Genomic DNA, 16,699 nt, shown 5'->3' on the forward strand with positions numbered 1-16,699 from the left:
CCTGTCTCTGTGGAGTCGAAGAAAAAAGAAATCAGGTAACTTTATCATGCTTCTTGAATTCCACAAGACCGCAGACGTTAACATTTGCTAATGAAGCCAAGTTTTTGCAATATCTGCGCTAAAGAGTGAGTCAAAAGTTTGCCTTATTCACGGCTTAATGACGCTTAGTTAACTTCTCGCCAATATATAATGCGATCGTGGCCTCGATAGGTACCGAAGAAAGCTGTCGCCCGAGGATCTTCAAGTGCGGCGCTATCAAAATTCCAATACCATTGTAGCCATTTATCAACATGCAACTGTAATCCAACTTCGCCCTCCGCATTGGGCGCAGGGAAGTAGATAAAGCTATTACCTAACCCAATCGCCCCCGCTTTCCCGCTGCCACCGGTGTTGGTGAAACCCTCTACGGCGCCAAGTCCGGCGTCAGGCCTCAGCACTAAACCAGTATCGTCGACAACTGTTGCGGTTGTGGTATCGAAAACTGAACAACTGTCTTGTGCATTATTCACCCACTGAGCACTGCTATTAACATATTCGGTGCCAAGCGCTAAACGTAACTCTTCTGACGATGGACCAAAAGCATTGTGCATCACCAAGCGGCCATAGCGCATTTCAAAATTGTCATTTTCTGCAATATCGTTAAAGGTAAAGCCGATGCACGCCTTGTCTGCAGACTCGCGATAACAGATCCCATCTTCATCGGTGACATCAGCAACCGACAGTTCTAAATCAAACTGCGCATTAAAGGGCTTTGCTAGCGATGCTGTGCGGGCATAGTGCACTTGTGCGTCAGATAAGTAAGCACGTCGAATGGTATTACTGCTATCGGTCGAGTAATATTTCACTGTGCCAGATTTAGGGGACTCGTCTAAGACTTGCAGACCGGCGCCATCTTCAGATATAGCGCCTGAAGTATCGCTATAGCTGCGATCATTCCAAACTCTGCCGTCATAGCGCCACCAATCATCAAGTTGGTAATTGCTAGTGACTCCATTGGCTTTATTTCTGCCGACGACCTTAATGGTTGGCTCACTACCAACCGCAAAGCCAAATGGCTGGTCCATATAAGTGAAACTAGCGCAAGTGGCACTTAGCGCTGGTGTATTCTCTTCAATCGCTAGGAAGAATGGGCTAAAACGGCCAAATATCTCACTACTCGATTGCGACTCGCTAATAGCCACTCCCATGTAATCGATGTCGCCATCCAATGAAAAACCAATAGCCCCGACTTCTGAATATGTTTGGTTAGTCAGTTTTAGTGGCGCACCATTGGCCTTGGTAAAGCTAATCTGGCTTTGCCCGATAGTGCCTAACCCACCGTCCATCGTGTCGTTGGAGTTAATCGCTAGCGGCGCTTTAAGTATGGGTTTTATCTTAATGTCGCTTAGCTGGAAGTTCTTTAGCGCGGGTCTACTTTTATAGGGAGTACTATCGTCAACGCCGCAAACAGCCTTAACATTCAGCTTAAAATCATCTCCCGCTTTCGCGAACAGTGCACAATCGGCGGTGATACAGCCATCACTACCAGAGTCATTAAAGAAGTGAAAACCATCAGGTGCCGAAACAAACTCATTTGTATGTTGCAGCAATTCAATATCACCACTGCCATCAGGCGCTTCAATAGAGGCACTAGCAATTAATGCGATCTTTCCCGCCTCTGGATAATTGACATTCAAGCTAGCCTTACCGTCGCTATCAAATTTAACCTGTAGGCCTTGGGGCGTACCACTTTCAAGCGTCACTGAACTTGACGGCGTGTTTTCACTATTAACCGTAAGCTTAGCGCGCTCAATGACATCACTACTGTTAGGGCTAACGTGGTTAAAATCCATATCGACAGTACGAGTTTCGCCGGAAAATAATGGCACGCACTGCTGAGTTTGGGTGTCCTTTTTCACTGCAAACAGCTCAAAGCTATTACTATTTTTACAGGCAGTGCTGTTGTCTACGTCAAAATATAAGCCGCTATCTGAAAATGTTAATGTACAATTTTCATTCGCCACCAATACATTATCAATGTAACAAGTGTAGGTACCGGATGGGACAGTCCCACCTAAGCCTACTTTGACGTTTCCAACCTCGGTGTGCCATAAGTCAGTCACAGTTGAGCCCACAAAAGTTTCTGTTTTATAGCTTTGGTCATCTTTAGTTAACTCGACGGTGGCCGGATCTGCTAATTCTGAATGACAGTCCACATCGCTACAGGCTCTAATGGTGATCTCTTTCGCCGCACAGGTCAGTCCATTGGAGCTGAAACTAATACGGTAATGGTTAGTTGCAGGTGGCTCGACGGTATATTCAAAGGCAAAGTAGCCAATATCCTCGACTGTATGCCGACGCTCTGGATCTTGATAATCTTCATCAATGACAAAGCTCACTTTTTTAGAAAAAGACTCCATAGTACAACGACGCACCCAGCCACCATCAGGCCCTGCGCGTGAGTTCTTATTTGCAATAGTAATAGGTTGAGTTGAATAGTCTTGTTGATATCCGTACTGGTTAGGATAATCACACTGCTCTTGCAAACGTAGCACGCCACCAATTGAGTTCTGCGCGTTGTAAAATTCATACCTAATGCTTTCACCAGCAATATTCATACTGCCATGACCTAAACCCGCTACATATCCAATTAGCTCATCATCATTAATCGTGCTGTAGAGCTCAGAAGCTTCTATCGCAATATCAAATTCATCACTAGCGACATTGTTAATGACCGTGGTGATAAAGCTATTATTGGCCTGAGTAAATGTTTGACCGAGCATAGCTGGTGCAGGCATTTCATCAGTTGCGCCAAAAGCGTGCTCGAAGGTCACATTGCTATAGCCAGGATTTGACCCCGAAGCGTTCTTGCCTTGGAATTTACTGGTTAAAATAGTGCCAGCTTGCAGCGCTTTTCCTCTTGCTAGAAACTTATATCCAGGCTCCATGACAAAGTAATCAACGCTTGTCATTTTCTGAGACAACGTCGATGAACCAGATGCATTGACTTGCTGAATACTGGCATCATCAGGCCCTCTTGAAACAACTCTGACAGTGGCAGGGTTGTCACTTTTTGCAATAGCGCCATCAATAGTCGGCATGACCATTACAATTGGTGCAGCCGCGTAGCTATTGGTGAAAGAGATGGCTGCATTACCACTTGAATCCAACGTGACTCTACCAAACTCAAACTGTGGAGCAGGACAAGTTAATAAGCTAGATGCTGGCACTATGGAAAGCGAGCTTTGCGAGGGCTTTTGCCAATAGAGCCTAAAAGATTCATGACCAAAGGCTTCATGAAATCTCAACTCAATAGAATGAGTACCCTGCTCTAGTGATACTTTTCCCTGATAGCTTGTGCAGTTACACGTTGCATGAGCATCATAAAAACCAGTTACCACCTCGCCATCAATTAGCAACTCGATGGCATCATCACCATCAACCGCAAAGGTGTACTCACCCGTTTCAGGAGCATCAATGAACCCTTCAAAAATACCTAAGTACAGATCTTGGTCAGCCGAATTATTGGAATGAGGGTTAATGCGACTGCCTTTTTGATCTAGGTTAGTCTCAATCGATTCACCAATCTGCAGTGTTGTCTTCTTGACAGTATCAATTAGATCTTCAAATTCATCATGATCTTCAGGGCTATCACCTTCGTCATCCCAATCACTCGCATCATATGTACGATAGGTTAGCCCTTCGACGTTATCCTGCCCCGTTAAGCATTGAGCTGGCACGGGGGGCTTGGGAGGGTTAACTGGAGCTAAATCACAATTTGGTACCAGATCAATCAAATTGGATCTTGCATCAAATACCACTCGTGCCCTATTTGCGAGACTAATGTAATTTGCTGTTAGTGCACCTTCAACATCAGCGCCATAACTCATAACCAAGTTATGCTCTGAAACTACATGACCTCTCATGAATGAATTGGTCGCTAAATCAATATCTCCATAACCATAGAGAACAAATAGCTCCGAACGATAAGGATATAAACGGTTGTATTGCACAAAACGATTACGCACAAAAAAAGCTACAGTACCATCGGTAGGCCATTCCACTGTAACATTTTTTAGAATCGTTAGATTCTCTATCCAATACTGCCCCGGCTCTAACTGCAAGGTACCGGATTCCATATACAAAGACTTTAGTCGATAAATGCCTGAACCATCTTGAGATGTAAATCTCACAGTATTACCCCTAGAAAAAACACTGTCATACTCACCGTCAGCAACCGTAATAATATTATCCACCGCATCTGACGGGCCAAGATCTTTAGTACTGCTCGAAAGGCACTGCTCAAATGACAGCCTATCACTGGGTAATTCGGCAAGGTAGTTACCAGCCTTACAACCTTTAGCATTCCTCCCCGGATAACATGACTTACCGAAGTCTTCAACTTGCTCGCTCGGTAGCATACCGTTAGTTGGCGCATTATCAAGCCTAGAACCATTATAAAATCGAATGAGGCTTGAGGATTGATATGAGTTAACGCCAGCTTTAAAAGTATTACGCCAATCGCCCGCCACGGCACTCCCTGTGCACAAAAGAGATACAAATATCAATAAAACAAATTGGAAAGATCGCTCTAATCTAATCACGTGCTTCTACCTCCACGGTGCGATTCACACGGATGCAACTGGCATCGCTATTGCTACCTGAGCCACATTGTCCGGTGCTACAGGTTGCAGTACTTCTTATAAGGTATTGAGTCATATTAATCGGCAGTGTTGTAGTGCTGACAGCGTTGCAGCTGATAACAACCGAGCAGCCATGAAACCCGACCAAACCAGTATCAGTTCCAATATTCCATGGTACTTTAGCTGCGTTAGTATTACAGGTCCCCACACCGACTTGATCGACAGGAAAAAGTTCGGCTAAAGCGCGATCTGCACCGCTATTGGCTGCGGAAAATGCCCGTGCTCCCCACACTTCAAGGCTAATTTGTTGATCGGCATCATCTAGCACATTGATCAATGCCGCTGCCAGTAAGAACATCACAGTGATGATAAACACACCAATTATCAATGCGCTACCACGCTGCTTAGTTAAAAGCTGCACTTGAATACGGTTCAATCTTTTTTGCGACCGGTTAAGGGACATTTATCACCTGCACTTGATGATGATACTGTAGCGATTGCCCCTGCACATCAAACAGGGGGTTGAGATGAACAATGGCATTATTCTGTAATGTGCCGGGGGAATAAGCCATTGGGTTATTTGTCGCTATGGTATTCACTATATTCTCGGCCATTAGTACCCCGGCTCCCATATTAGCAGGGGGGGGCTGGTTTATCGGGTTATTAAAGCCGTAACCGGCGTAGCGATTAAGCTGGGCTAGCTCGTCGGTGACCTTCTCAAAACAGTAACTCACAGCGCCAGTCACACCAAAGTAGCGCTGCCGCGGTGACATCTCGTCAAACTGGACACTTCTTTCAAATTCCACATCTGTGGCATTGGTAAGCGCACTGTTGGTGATCTCTTTTATAGCAAATAGTTTACCCGTCGTGCCATTGGCGGAGGTGTACACATCTGCAGGCCTTAGAGGATAAACGAGTAACTGTTGATCTTTAGTTAGCGGCGCACTATCGCTTGCTTGCATGACTAACGCCGTATCAGCCGACGGCAGAGGCTTTATTGGCGCTAGGATATAAGAAGCGCTAGATGCAATCGGCATCATCTCAATGCATTGCCAATCATCGCCACTGCTGCGAACGCGAATACTATTAGGCACCGCATTGCGAATGTCTCGAGTCATGCGCTCTATGGCAAAGCGGCTTTGACTCATCACCTGTTCAACAGAAGTTGAATCAATAAATATGCGAGTACCAAAAAGAAGAAAACTACTCACGCCCAGCACCAGAATACCAAGAATAATAACAACGGTGACCATTTCGACCAAAGTAAAACCGCTAGCCTGAAGACTTAGACCTCCTCTACGGCGAGGATTAATCATTAATGGCTTAGACATTAATAGTTCCTCCGGATAGCGTTATAGGTGATCACCTCACCGCTCGGTGTTGTTACATTGATGGTCACCAGTTTACTATTTAGGCTGAGGGGGTCGTTATACGCAACTATCACTTCTAAGCCATAGTTGATGTAGCGGCTGGCATAAGTGTCGCTGATATTAAGCATATTGCTGTTAATGTTCAGTCCCATGTAGTCATCGACATCGTTATAGTCATTGCGTCTCTCTGCAACGCCTGAAATAGTATCAGGCCCAAGGTCGTCCCCACTGGTACAAGGCAATCCAGCGGGTAACCCTAGCAAAGGCTTGGCTATCGCGCCACAAGCGGGCACTCCGCCATTGGAGTTGGTGTTCTGGTCATAACGCTTGCCCCAGATCTCGTTCAATACCGAATGCGCCAGCTCCGCTGAACGCACTCTATGCAGGCTGTCGGCGGCCCGATCAGCTTGAGGAAACAACATGCTTGTGAGCATAACAAAGGCAATACTAATCACTACCATGCCGACGACTAACTCTATCAGGGTGAAGCCCTTACGGAGCTGTAAACCACTGCGTTGTGGTAAATAACTGTTCTGTCGTGAGTGTGTATCCAACAATGATTTAGTCCGCATGAATATAGCCCTCGGATTCAATGGCAATCCATTGGGTCTCGTCCGCTTTAACTGTAATACACCTACCAGAGCAGCGACTACCATCAACTATTGGCACACCTTGAGTATTAAACTCAACGTGAAAGCTAGTTTTAGTGCCAACAAACAACGCTGCGCCACCTTGAAAGGTTTGCACAGCATCGGTGCGCACTGGCGTACCGCTACACGCGCCATTAAAACGGGAAAGTTGATACTGAGTTGGCGTGACAGACAAACGATAGCAGCGATCTTGATTGTTCATCGCCATGATCTGCACTTTACGCAGCTCAGCAATAAACTCTTCTCGCAGAGTAAAGGCACTGTAGCTTGAGGCTGTAAACAGACGTGGAATAACCACCACCGAGAGAATGGCAATAAGAATAATAGTGGTCACCAGCTCTACTAAGGTAAAGCCTGCGCGTCGGTGCGCTGTAAGCATTGTCAGTCCTGATTGATGCTGCGGAGCAGTAATAGCTGGTTCTAGGTTCTAGGCTCGAGTACTAGAGGTTCTAGATTCTAGATTCTAGCAAAGCACAAAATCAACATCAAAAGCCAAAGGGTGTTTTCTGTTGATTTCCTAGCAGGACGTAGTCCGCCCTAGTCGTGAGCTAGCGAACGTCCTAGTACCTAGGACCTTCACTGCTTTCAGATAGATTCTAGCAAAGCACAAAATCAACATCAAAAGCCAAAGGGTGTTTTCTGTTGATTTCCTAGCAGGACGTAGTCCGTCCTAGTCGTGAGCTAGCGAACGTCCTAGTACCTAGGACCTTCTCTGCTTTCAGATTGGTTCTAGCAAAGCACAAAATCAACATCAAAAGCCAAAGGGTGTTTTCTGTTGATTTCCTAGCAGGACGTAGTCCGCCCTAGTAGTGAGCTAGCGAACCTCCTAGTACCTAGGACCTTCTCTGCTTTCAGATTGGTTCTAGGTTCTAATACTGCAGACACTTGACTACAGTGTCTAACACTTTAATTAGTATGGCAAACTAATCACGTTTATAACGTGATTAGTTATAAAAAAGGCCTGCTTAGCAGGCCTTTTTTATAGCTAACTACTGATTAACAATCGTTAGCGTCTGGAACATCGCTAAAGGTTGGGCTTGAAGTTCCATTAACTGCTTCAGAATATGTCAAAACGCAAGTCGTCGGTGCACCGGTTTGACGAATTGTGATAGTACCAGGAACAGCGTTCGTAGGCGTATCAGCCGTAGGAGTTCCAGCAGTTCTATCTGTAGTGCCATCAACAACCCAGTCTGCACCTGTTAATGCAAATACAACATCAAGCGCTTCCTCAAAATCATCCTCTGTAGCCAGTAAGTAACCGTAAGCGACATTTACATCAGTACCAATACCTATATTCACTGTAGCTGCATCTTGGCGCTCAACACTTGAGATTGCTGACTTTGAATACACTAGCGAGTTGCTGCCCTGAATAGCTGCTTTCATACCTTGAAGAGTTGATACGCGAGCATCACCCTGTAAATTAATAAATTTAGGCGCTGCGGTAACGGCTAAGATACCCAAAATAATAATAACTACCACTAATTCAATTAGCGTAAAACCGTTCTGTGTTTTCATTTATTAAATCCAAATAGTCTATTTATTTTAACAATCTGTGGCAGCTGGCATCACTGAATATTCAGGTAACTCACCTTCAGCATCTGATTCAGTGTAAGTAAACCGACATGTTGCTGGTGCGTCCGCTTGCCAAATAGTAGCAACACCAGTATCTACAAAAATAGTCCAATCAGCATTGTTATCGGTATCGATTGTATTATCTGTTGCTGAAGTTCCAACATTAAATGTGACATCTAGAGCTATTTCTAATTCAGACTGAAGTCCCTGAAGGTAACCAAAGTTAGTTGCAACTGTTCCAACGCCGATATCAACGCCGTCAGCAGCATCATCATCCCAATCATCTGTTTCTAGTGTTTCTTTGCCATTGATCGCTGCTTTTGCAAACACCATAGAGTTTGCACTTTGAATCGAGCCTTTCATTCCTTGCAGAGTAGAAGCTCTGGCGTCACCTTGCAGGTTGATAAATTTAGGCGCTGCAGTGACTGCCAAGATACCCAAAATAATAATAACCACCACTAATTCAATTAGCGTAAAACCATTTTGCTTTTGCATATTCATTTTCATACCTCTATAAAGCGAATTACAGTTGACGATTAACTCTAATTATAAGCAATCATCAGCTGCAAAAAAATTAGTTAATAAAGCTTTGAACCTGGCCGTTACCTGGGTTGTAAGTAACACCCTTGCTGTTCGGAGTCGCTGAAGTAAGTGGGCTGTCAGAAGGGACACCATTATTATCAGCTAATACTAATGACTCTACTAAGTGATAGACGCATAAATCGACATTTGGAATATCATTTCCTTCTAAATCAATAACCGTTCCGCCGCCAGTATTTTCAACACTAACCGTATAACGCATTCCTCTAGCATCTTGAGTACCAAGAACATTACGAGGTGCGTTTTGTAAAACGGTGTTGAACACTTCACTACAACGAGCAGTGTTCATACCAGTCGCAGAGTTTCCACCAGTACCCGTTGGGAAGCCAAAACGGTCATCGAGTTGAATACGTGCGCCAGCGAGCACCACATTATCAACATTACGACCATCAACTTCCCACTGTGAGCGCACAAAGCTCACTGCAGTTGCTAAGCCACCTGCAACGCCATCAACACTGGCATCCTTTGCATCTTCTGTTACATTCAAAAAACGTGGAATCGCTGTTGCTGCCAGCAAGCCCAAAATCACAATAACAATCACTAACTCTATAAGGGAAAAACCCTTTTGCTGCTGTCTAATCATTTTAATCCCCATCTGGTTATAAGTTTATTCTATCAGTTTGTTAAAAATTGAAAACAGATAATTTCACTATTTACCTAAGCCCGTCAAAAATATGACTCGCCCAGAACTTGTTTGGTAGCTAATACTTCCGCCTTCCTCGCCAATATACCGACACGCACCTGTATTCGAGTTGAACTTAGTGACAACTTGCTTGGCGTAACTTAAGCCCAACAACTCACCTATTAGTTCACGACAGCCAGCAACAGATGTTTCATCCGGTATTGGCCAGCCCCCGGTAGCCATCGAAACATAGCTTATGGTTTCTGCGCTATCAGTTAAATCACTACGCCAATCCAGTTGCAATCGCTCAGGTTTACCTTGGATCTGCCACTGGGAGCGAATAACCCCCAATACATTAAGTAACCGATTATGCTCGACTTGAATACTCCGTTGGCCAACTTGATTTACGCCACCAAAGTAACCAAACGCTAAGTAAGATAATACTAACAACAGTATTACTAGCGCAAAGACCCTCTTAAAAAGGGTCAGTAGTTCACTATCTGCCTTCTGTTGACTAAGCACTAGCCACACTCTGTTCAAGCATCAGTTTCCGCCCTTAACGACACTCAACATGTCCCACATAGGCAGGTAAATACCTAACGCTAGCACCAGAACGATACAAGCAACAAAACCGATTAATATCGGTTCTAGTTTAGCGGTTAGGTTTTTAAGATCGTAATCGACTTCGCCTTCGTAAAAATCTGCCGCATCGTTGAGTAGCTGATCAATTTGCCCCGTCTCCTCACCAACTGCAACCATCTGTAGCACCAATGGGGTAAATAGCTGGCTACTATTGTGTACTCTTAACATGGAGTCACCGGATTCGATACCGCGGCGCATAGCCACAATACGGTCATGCATGTAAGCGTTGTCCACCGCATCCGCCACTAGGCTTAGGGCTTGCGTCATAGGCACGCCTGCACTCAGCATCATCGAAAAGCTACGGCAATAGCGAGAAAGCGTTGAACGCTCAATAATACTGCCCACCGCAGGAATATTGAGTTTCCAGCGGTCCCATTGTCGTTCACCTTTGTCAGTGCTGTGCCAGTAACGAATCCCCCCAAAAGATGCAATTAAAATCACGATCATCACTGCCCAATAATTGACAAAAAGGCTCGATGTATTGATAAGCAACTTGGTTGCCCAAGGCAGATCGGCGCCAAAACGTGAGAACATTTCCGCAAACTTTGGGATCACCATAATATTGAGGATCACCATCGCGATAGCGATAGCGATAAGTACGAATATTGGATAGCGCATGGCCGCTTTAATCCGCCGCCGCGTCTCCTGCTCGCGCTCTATATAGCCAGATAGCTGAATAAATGCATCTTCTAATTTACCGGTGTTTTCACCCACATGGATCATCGATATAAACAGTGCATCAAATACATCAGGGTGTTGGTTCATCGCTGATGAAAGCGGCCTGCCAGAGGTGAGCTGCTCTGATATATCGTTTAGTGCATCTTTCATACGCTGTGAATGGGTAGTCTCAGAAAGACCCGCTATCGCGCGTAACATTGGAATACCAGAGCGTGTTAATGAATACATTTGCCGGGTAAAAATTTGTAATTCATCAAGTGCTACCTTGCCTCTAAATAGCGACTTAAGATTAAACTCCTTCACCTCTTTTGCAGGAGAAAGCTCAAGTGGGATCACGCCGCGAGACATCAGTTGATCAGCCGCAGCGCTTTCTGAACTAGCATCTAACTGCCCAGTAACTTGCTCTCCTTGCGCACTGCGTCCGCGATACTGATAGCTAGGCATTATGAGCCCTCACCAACATTAAGCGTGTCATCGCTGACATCTTCAACCAGCTTGGCCACCTCTTCGATAGTCGTCATACCTTGCGCTAAATACGCTAAGGCAGAATCTGCTAACGGGGTAAAGTTAGGGCTACTGTAAGCTGCGCGAGTAAACTCCTGCGGATTACCTGAACGCATCGCTTCAACCATAGGTTCATCTAACTCTAGGATCTCAAACACGCCGATACGGCCGCGATAACCACTACCGTTGCAACTTTGACAGCCTGTTCCTGCTCTAAATGTCGCCTTTGAGATATCAATTTTACTGACGGTTGTAAGCCATACCTTATCCTGCGCAGTTAACGTATAAGGGCTGGCGCAGTTTTGACAGACCCGGCGCACCAACCGCTGGGCGATAATCACTCTTAAGGCACTTGCGACTAAGTAAGCCGCAGCGCCCATGTCTAACAGTCGTAACGCACTGGTTACCGCATCGTTGGTATGCAGTGTTGAAAGTACAAAGTGACCCGTTAAGGCACCACGTAGACCAATCTCAACCGTCTCTTGGTCTCGCATCTCACCCACCATGATTATATCGGGATCTTGACGCAAGGTAGTTCGTAGCACATTAGAAAAGTCGAGGCCAATCTTGTGATTAACTTGCACCTGATTTATACGCGGTAGTTGGTACTCGACAGGATCTTCGACGGTGATAATTTTTCTGTCAGCTGTATTGAGCTCACTAAGCACACCATACAAGGTGGTGGTTTTACCGCTACCCGTTGGCCCAGTGACTAGAAGCATCCCGTGAGGACGCTTAATTTGCCGACGAATACGTGCCAGCATTTCAGCTGGCATACCCGTTTCGTTCAGGGTCAGTAAGCCGGCAGACTGATCAAGCAGACGCATTACCACCGACTCACCATGGTAAATAGGCATAGTCGACATACGCACATCGATCTTATGACCCTTGATCTCCATATGAAAACGACCATCCTGTGGCAAACGCTTTTCAGATATATCGAGTCCTGCCATCAGTTTCAAACGCAACACCAAGGCTGCGGCGATATTCACTTCGGGGAGTATATTTTCATGCAGTTGACCATCAATACGCTGGCGGATCCGTAATGCATTCTCACCAGGTTCGATATGGATATCTGATGCTCGCATCTGCACTGCATCTTCAAATATTGACTGCAATAACTTGACCACGGTGGTTTCATTGTCACCGTCACCGTCAGTTAAGCTTGCGAGATCGAACAGCTCGTCAGCCGCATACTCCTCCTCTAACTTACCGGCTATTTCCGCGATCTCGTCAGTACGACGATAAAGATTATCAAAAGCATCAAGCAGTTGATTTTCAGTCACTACCGCGATGCTAATACGTTTAGGAACAAGCAGCCCCTCTAGCGTATCCATTGCCTGTAGATCGGCTGGATCGCTCATAGCCACTAAGACCGAATCACCATTATCTTCAACCACTAGGGCACGATAACGTCGGGCCTGTACCTCAGGCAGAAGTCCGACAACCTTTGATGCAATTGCACGTTTACTGATATCTAAAAAAGGGATATTGAGCTGCTGGGACAAGAACTTGAGCAACTGCTCTTCTGTGATCGATGAAAGATCGATTAACGTACGTCCAAGCTTTTTGCCGCTATTACGCTGCTCACTCAGCGCCTGGCCGAGCTGGTCATCGGTAATAATGTGCTCTTGAACGAGAAGATCACCTAAACGCATTTTTAACTTAGGTTTCACTGGAATGCTCCTAACTGCACCAATCGATTATCAACATAGGCTTGCGCTTGAGAAGAGAGATTCCCTTGTGCCAAAGCTTGCTTGTAGGCATTTTTGGCCTCTGTATAGTTTTTCTGAGCATCGAGTGCATAACCGAGCCCCATCCACCATCGCCCCTGGCTAGGCTCATTTTTGGCGAGTTGTCTAAAGCTTTGCTCCGCAACGGCAAAGTCTTGCTCTTTTTGTGCTAAATCACTTTGTTGATGCCACTTTTTTAAAGCCAATACACTCGTGTCGGGAATTAGCGCCAAGCTGGCCAACGCTTGCTGGTTCTGCCCTGCCGCCTGCTGTACACGCGCTAATAGCAGTGAATACTCATACTCTTCAGGGAATAAGAGTTGCCCTTGCTTTAATAGTTGAGCTGATTCTGACAACTTGTTTTGCCCATAATAAAGCGCTGCAGCCTGCTTTCTGGCTTGATGTAGAGCGGGGTTATAAGACAAAGCAGCCTTATAGTAAGTGAGTGCATCGCTATGCAGCCCCTGCTGCTGCGCATCATTTGCCAATATCATCTGCTTCTGTGCCAACTGCGCGGGAGTTAACTTGACCTCTTTTATCGCCATATTACTGCCGCTATAAGAAGCTCTAGTCGCCCGCTTCGTCGCTTCAATACTCATTGAGCCAGCGCCTTTGCTAACCGGCGAACTAGCAGGGTTTTTAGTGGCGGTCACTGTGTTCACATCAATGTTAGTTTGGCTACTAGCGAGCGCACTGTCAGCAGGGCCTGTGGTACTTTCGTCAGTCAGGCCTTCAGCTAACACTTGCACAGGGCTAACCGCTTGCGGCGTCAATTCAGGTGGTGCGGATTGCTCATCATTACTGATACTGACGGCACTGGTCACTGCAGTCTCGCCTATTACCACTGGCTCTGTTAGTTGATCAGCAATCTGCTTACTTGGCACTTTACTTTGCTGAGCCGCTACCGCATCATCTTTGGCGCTTAGATTGCCGAGCTCAATAACAAAAAAGACAATCAAACCACCAATCAGCAATGACAGCAAACTGGTCACGACGATAGGTAGCTTAGATTGACGCTGAGGTAACAGCGTACTTTGTGGCTTTGCCATTCTCTCGATGCCGTGAGGTTGTTGTCGCTTGTCTAAATCTTTGAGCATTTTATTGATTACGCTCATACAACACCTCCTTTAAGCCAATATAGAGCCGCTAACACCGTGCTCGTTAATACAGCTGCAGCCAATGCCCAACCCGCTAATGATTGCTTCTGAGCGGATGCATCTTCAGTATCAGCAATAGCGGCATCAACATGATGCTTTGAAATTTTTATCACCCCTTCACCAAAACAAACCAGTAGCGCTTTATGAGACAAAATATTGATCAAACGTGGGATCCCTCGCGCCGCTTTCGCGATACGCTTAGCATTGAAGTCTGTAAACAATGCCTCATCTTTACTTCCTGCCACTTTTAATCGATGTTGAATATAAGCGGAGGACTCATTTAATGTGAGGGAGCGAAGACAGTAACTGAAGGTAATTCGTTGCCTAAGCTGCCTGAATTTGCTCATGGCAAGACGTTCATCTAACTCTGGCTGAGCAAATAACACCACTTGCAATAGTTTTCGACTCTCTGTTTCTAGGTTAGTAAATAACCGTAATGCCTCTAAACTATCATCAGGTAGTGCTTGGGCTTCATCCAGTACTAAAATAATTGAGTGGCCATGCGCACTTAGCGCCATTAACTGTTGCTGAATTAAGCCGGTGAGCTGCTGCTGCCCCATCTGGCTAGAGTGCTTAAGTCCAAGTTCCATCGCTACTGCCCACCGAAGTTCGGCGGGGGTAAGATACGGGTTAGGCAAATAAGCACAGTGAAAACGCTCTGGCAGCTCATTAATGAGCTTTCGACAAATCAAGGTTTTTCCAGTACCAACTTCGCCGGTAACCTTGATAAAACCTTCACCTGTCTGTAACGCCGTTTGCAGCACTTGCAGGGCTTCCACGTGCGGTGCTAAGCCAAAAAAGAACTCTGTGTTCGGTGTCAGTGAAAACGGTGTTTCAGTTAACCGAAAGTGCTGCAGATACAAACCTACTCCTCCTCAGGATACCAACGGTCGAGTAGGTCTTGCGAGCGCTTAAGCTCGCTCTCCCAGGTATCAGCACCAACAACGATAGGTTTCAAGAGGATAACCAATTCAGTCTTTACGGTGGAGTTAGCGCGGTTAGTAAATGCCTCACCAATAAATGGAATATCCCCAAGTAACGGTACCTTAGAAACCAGCTCAATGTTCTCACTCTTCATCAAGCCACCGATGACGACGACATCGCCACTTGCAGCTCGGATGACAGTATCGGACTCACGGATCTCACTTTGCGCCAATGGGAGCTCCAGGGTGCTATCGGAGATCTTAATCGTTTTAGTCTGCTCTTTAATATTAATGACCGATGGGTGGATATGTAATAGCACATTCCCTTCTGCATCGATTTGCGGAGTAACATCGAGTGCAATGCCTGAGAAAAATGGCGTAAGCTCAACTTCAGGGCTAGTGACAGGTGTGGTGCCAGCAATCGTCGTCGAAGAAACATCGGTGACAAAGTATTCGTCGGTACCCACTTTAATCACGGCTTTTTGATTATTTGACGCGGTAACACGTGGGCTCGATAGCACGTCAACATCACCTTGCGTATCAAGTAAGCTAATCATGGTGCTAAAATCAGAGCCTTTAAGCTGAATAGAGGTAACCCCACCGAGTGCACCAGTGATAGGATCCGTTAAGCCGGTTGATGGACTGGTCCCAAAGGTAATATCTGTACTACCTGCATGACCCAATACACTTTCCCAGTGGATCCCTTGCTGGTAACCATCAGACAGTGTCACTTCAAGTACTTTTGCTTCGATAATAACTTGGCGCTGCAAGTGACTTTCAGCCGTTTTGATAAAATTACGCACTTGTCTTATTTCATTAGGATAGGCACGAACGGTGACGAGTCCAGCCTGTGGGCTAATGACCACCTGACGACCGCCGCCACTTTCACCCACTATCGAGACCAATGTTTCTTTTAACTCGCCCCAAAAATCAGATTTAGTTTTTGAGCGGATAAAAGTACCGTTGGTTTGTTCGCTGCTACTGTTGCTAGAATTTGAATCACTATTGGAACTGTTACTCGAATTATTATTGCCGCTATTGCTGTTATTGCTGTTATTGCTGCCACTGGAGCTGTTGTTATCATCAGAAATACGCCCAGAATTAACTGAGGTCAACGACAATCCTTGACGCTCCATATAGAGGTAGTTGAGTGAAAAGGTTTCGGTACGCATACCGGCAGGGTAAATACGTAAAATCCGTCCCTCTCGACTCACTTCATAACCGTAAATATCTTCAACAACCTGCAAAGTTTCGTTAAGGGTAACCCCTTTTAATGAAAGAGAAATCAGTCCAGAGACATCGGGATGCACTGCCACACTTAATGGTGTGCCCTGCACTAGGCTGGGGAAAAATATTTTCGCATCGACTTCATGGGCAGACACGTCAAAACGACGCTCAGCTCTTTTAGCTGGCGTAAAGCCAGCCAGTAAACTGTCTGATGCGAGCTCTCTTTGCACATCTTCAGGTAACACTGCAGGCGGTGGCGCTAAAGTGGCCGTGCCAGCAGTAGTGATGGACTCAGCCAAAGCTTGTTTTGACTCTACTGGGTTCGGCCGGTCAACAGTTTGGCAAGCCACTAATAGCAATGTCAGTAAAGGGGTTATATATCGTGTTGAGCGCATCTGT

At 45.8% G+C, this 16,699-nt stretch carries 14 protein-coding genes; all 14 read right to left on the reverse strand.

All coding sequences use genetic code 11. The annotated features are described in order from the left end of the window. Window positions 1-164: 164 nt before the first annotated feature. Window positions 165-4,511, reverse strand: coding sequence for a DUF6701 domain-containing protein (locus JK628_RS19715; RefSeq protein WP_202286617.1), 4,347 nt, complete (start codon window positions 4,509-4,511; stop codon window positions 165-167). 64 nt (window positions 4,512-4,575) lie between these two features. Continuing rightward, window positions 4,576-5,085 carry an MSHA biogenesis protein MshP gene (locus JK628_RS19720; protein ID WP_202286618.1) on the reverse strand — a complete coding sequence of 170 codons (510 nt, stop codon included), beginning with the start codon at window positions 5,083-5,085 and terminating at the stop codon, window positions 4,576-4,578. After that, complete coding sequence (locus tag JK628_RS19725; RefSeq protein ID WP_237524069.1) at window positions 5,075-5,953, reverse strand: PilW family protein; 879 nt, start codon at window positions 5,951-5,953, stop codon at window positions 5,075-5,077. The genes JK628_RS19720 and JK628_RS19725 overlap by 11 nt, the downstream gene beginning before the upstream one ends. Continuing rightward, window positions 5,953-6,564, reverse strand: coding sequence for a type IV pilus modification PilV family protein (locus tag JK628_RS19730; RefSeq protein ID WP_202286619.1), 612 nt, complete (start codon window positions 6,562-6,564; stop codon window positions 5,953-5,955). Before JK628_RS19730 ends, JK628_RS19725 begins: the two co-directional genes overlap by 1 nt. Continuing rightward, window positions 6,554-7,021 (reverse strand): pilus assembly FimT family protein, encoded by a 468-nt coding sequence (locus tag JK628_RS19735; protein WP_202286620.1) that lies wholly within the window; start codon window positions 7,019-7,021, stop codon window positions 6,554-6,556. The genes JK628_RS19730 and JK628_RS19735 overlap by 11 nt, the downstream gene beginning before the upstream one ends. A 617-nt stretch (window positions 7,022-7,638) precedes the next feature. Continuing rightward, a complete protein-coding gene (locus tag JK628_RS19740; RefSeq protein WP_202286621.1) occupies window positions 7,639-8,157 on the reverse strand; it encodes a type II secretion system protein in 519 nt (172 codons plus the stop codon). 27 nt (window positions 8,158-8,184) lie between these two features. Further along, window positions 8,185-8,709, reverse strand: a complete 525-nt coding sequence (locus JK628_RS19745) for a type II secretion system protein (protein ID WP_202289900.1) — start codon at window positions 8,707-8,709, stop codon at window positions 8,185-8,187. A 79-nt stretch (window positions 8,710-8,788) separates the two neighbouring features. Next, a complete protein-coding gene (locus JK628_RS19750) occupies window positions 8,789-9,394 on the reverse strand; it encodes a pilin (RefSeq protein ID WP_237524243.1) in 606 nt (201 codons plus the stop codon). A gap of 69 nt (window positions 9,395-9,463) precedes the next feature. Further along, complete coding sequence (locus JK628_RS19755) at window positions 9,464-9,886, reverse strand: hypothetical protein (RefSeq protein ID WP_237524070.1); 423 nt, start codon at window positions 9,884-9,886, stop codon at window positions 9,464-9,466. A gap of 93 nt (window positions 9,887-9,979) precedes the next feature. Next, window positions 9,980-11,200 carry a type II secretion system F family protein gene (locus JK628_RS19760; protein ID WP_202286623.1) on the reverse strand — a complete coding sequence of 407 codons (1,221 nt, stop codon included), beginning with the start codon at window positions 11,198-11,200 and terminating at the stop codon, window positions 9,980-9,982. Next, complete coding sequence (locus JK628_RS19765; RefSeq protein ID WP_202286624.1) at window positions 11,200-12,936, reverse strand: GspE/PulE family protein; 1,737 nt, start codon at window positions 12,934-12,936, stop codon at window positions 11,200-11,202. Before JK628_RS19765 ends, JK628_RS19760 begins: the two co-directional genes overlap by 1 nt. Then, complete coding sequence (locus JK628_RS19770) at window positions 12,933-14,108, reverse strand: tetratricopeptide repeat protein (RefSeq protein ID WP_202286625.1); 1,176 nt, start codon at window positions 14,106-14,108, stop codon at window positions 12,933-12,935. Before JK628_RS19770 ends, JK628_RS19765 begins: the two co-directional genes overlap by 4 nt. Then, on the reverse strand, window positions 14,105-15,013 hold the full coding sequence (locus JK628_RS19775; RefSeq protein ID WP_202286626.1) for an ExeA family protein: 909 nt from the start codon (window positions 15,011-15,013) through the stop codon (window positions 14,105-14,107). Before JK628_RS19775 ends, JK628_RS19770 begins: the two co-directional genes overlap by 4 nt. Window positions 15,014-15,015: 2 nt before the next feature. Next, window positions 15,016-16,695, reverse strand: coding sequence for a pilus (MSHA type) biogenesis protein MshL (gene mshL, locus JK628_RS19780; protein WP_202286627.1), 1,680 nt, complete (start codon window positions 16,693-16,695; stop codon window positions 15,016-15,018). Between the last annotated feature and the right edge of the window lie 4 nt (window positions 16,696-16,699).

It is taken from the genome of Shewanella sp. KX20019 (assembly GCF_016757755.1).
GTDB lineage: Bacteria > Pseudomonadota > Gammaproteobacteria > Enterobacterales > Shewanellaceae > Shewanella.

Excerpts from the sequence above, each read along its gene's own strand:
- JK628_RS19720 (WP_202286618.1), bottom strand. The coding sequence starts at position 5,085 with ATGTCCCTTAACCGGTCGCAAAAAAGATTGAACCGTATTCAAGTGCAG.
- JK628_RS19725 (WP_237524069.1), bottom strand. The coding sequence starts at position 5,953 with ATGTCTAAGCCATTAATGATTAATCCTCGCCGTAGAGGAGGTCTAAGT.
- JK628_RS19730 (WP_202286619.1), bottom strand. The coding sequence starts at position 6,564 with ATGCGGACTAAATCATTGTTGGATACACACTCACGACAGAACAGTTAT.
- JK628_RS19735 (WP_202286620.1), bottom strand. The coding sequence starts at position 7,021 with ATGCTTACAGCGCACCGACGCGCAGGCTTTACCTTAGTAGAGCTGGTG.
- JK628_RS19740 (WP_202286621.1), bottom strand. The coding sequence starts at position 8,157 with ATGAAAACACAGAACGGTTTTACGCTAATTGAATTAGTGGTAGTTATT.
- JK628_RS19745 (WP_202289900.1), bottom strand. The coding sequence starts at position 8,709 with ATGCAAAAGCAAAATGGTTTTACGCTAATTGAATTAGTGGTGGTTATT.
- JK628_RS19760 (WP_202286623.1), bottom strand. The coding sequence starts at position 11,200 with ATGCCTAGCTATCAGTATCGCGGACGCAGTGCGCAAGGAGAGCAAGTT.
- JK628_RS19770 (WP_202286625.1), bottom strand. The coding sequence starts at position 14,108 with ATGAGCGTAATCAATAAAATGCTCAAAGATTTAGACAAGCGACAACAA.
- mshL (WP_202286627.1), bottom strand. The coding sequence starts at position 16,695 with ATGCGCTCAACACGATATATAACCCCTTTACTGACATTGCTATTAGTG.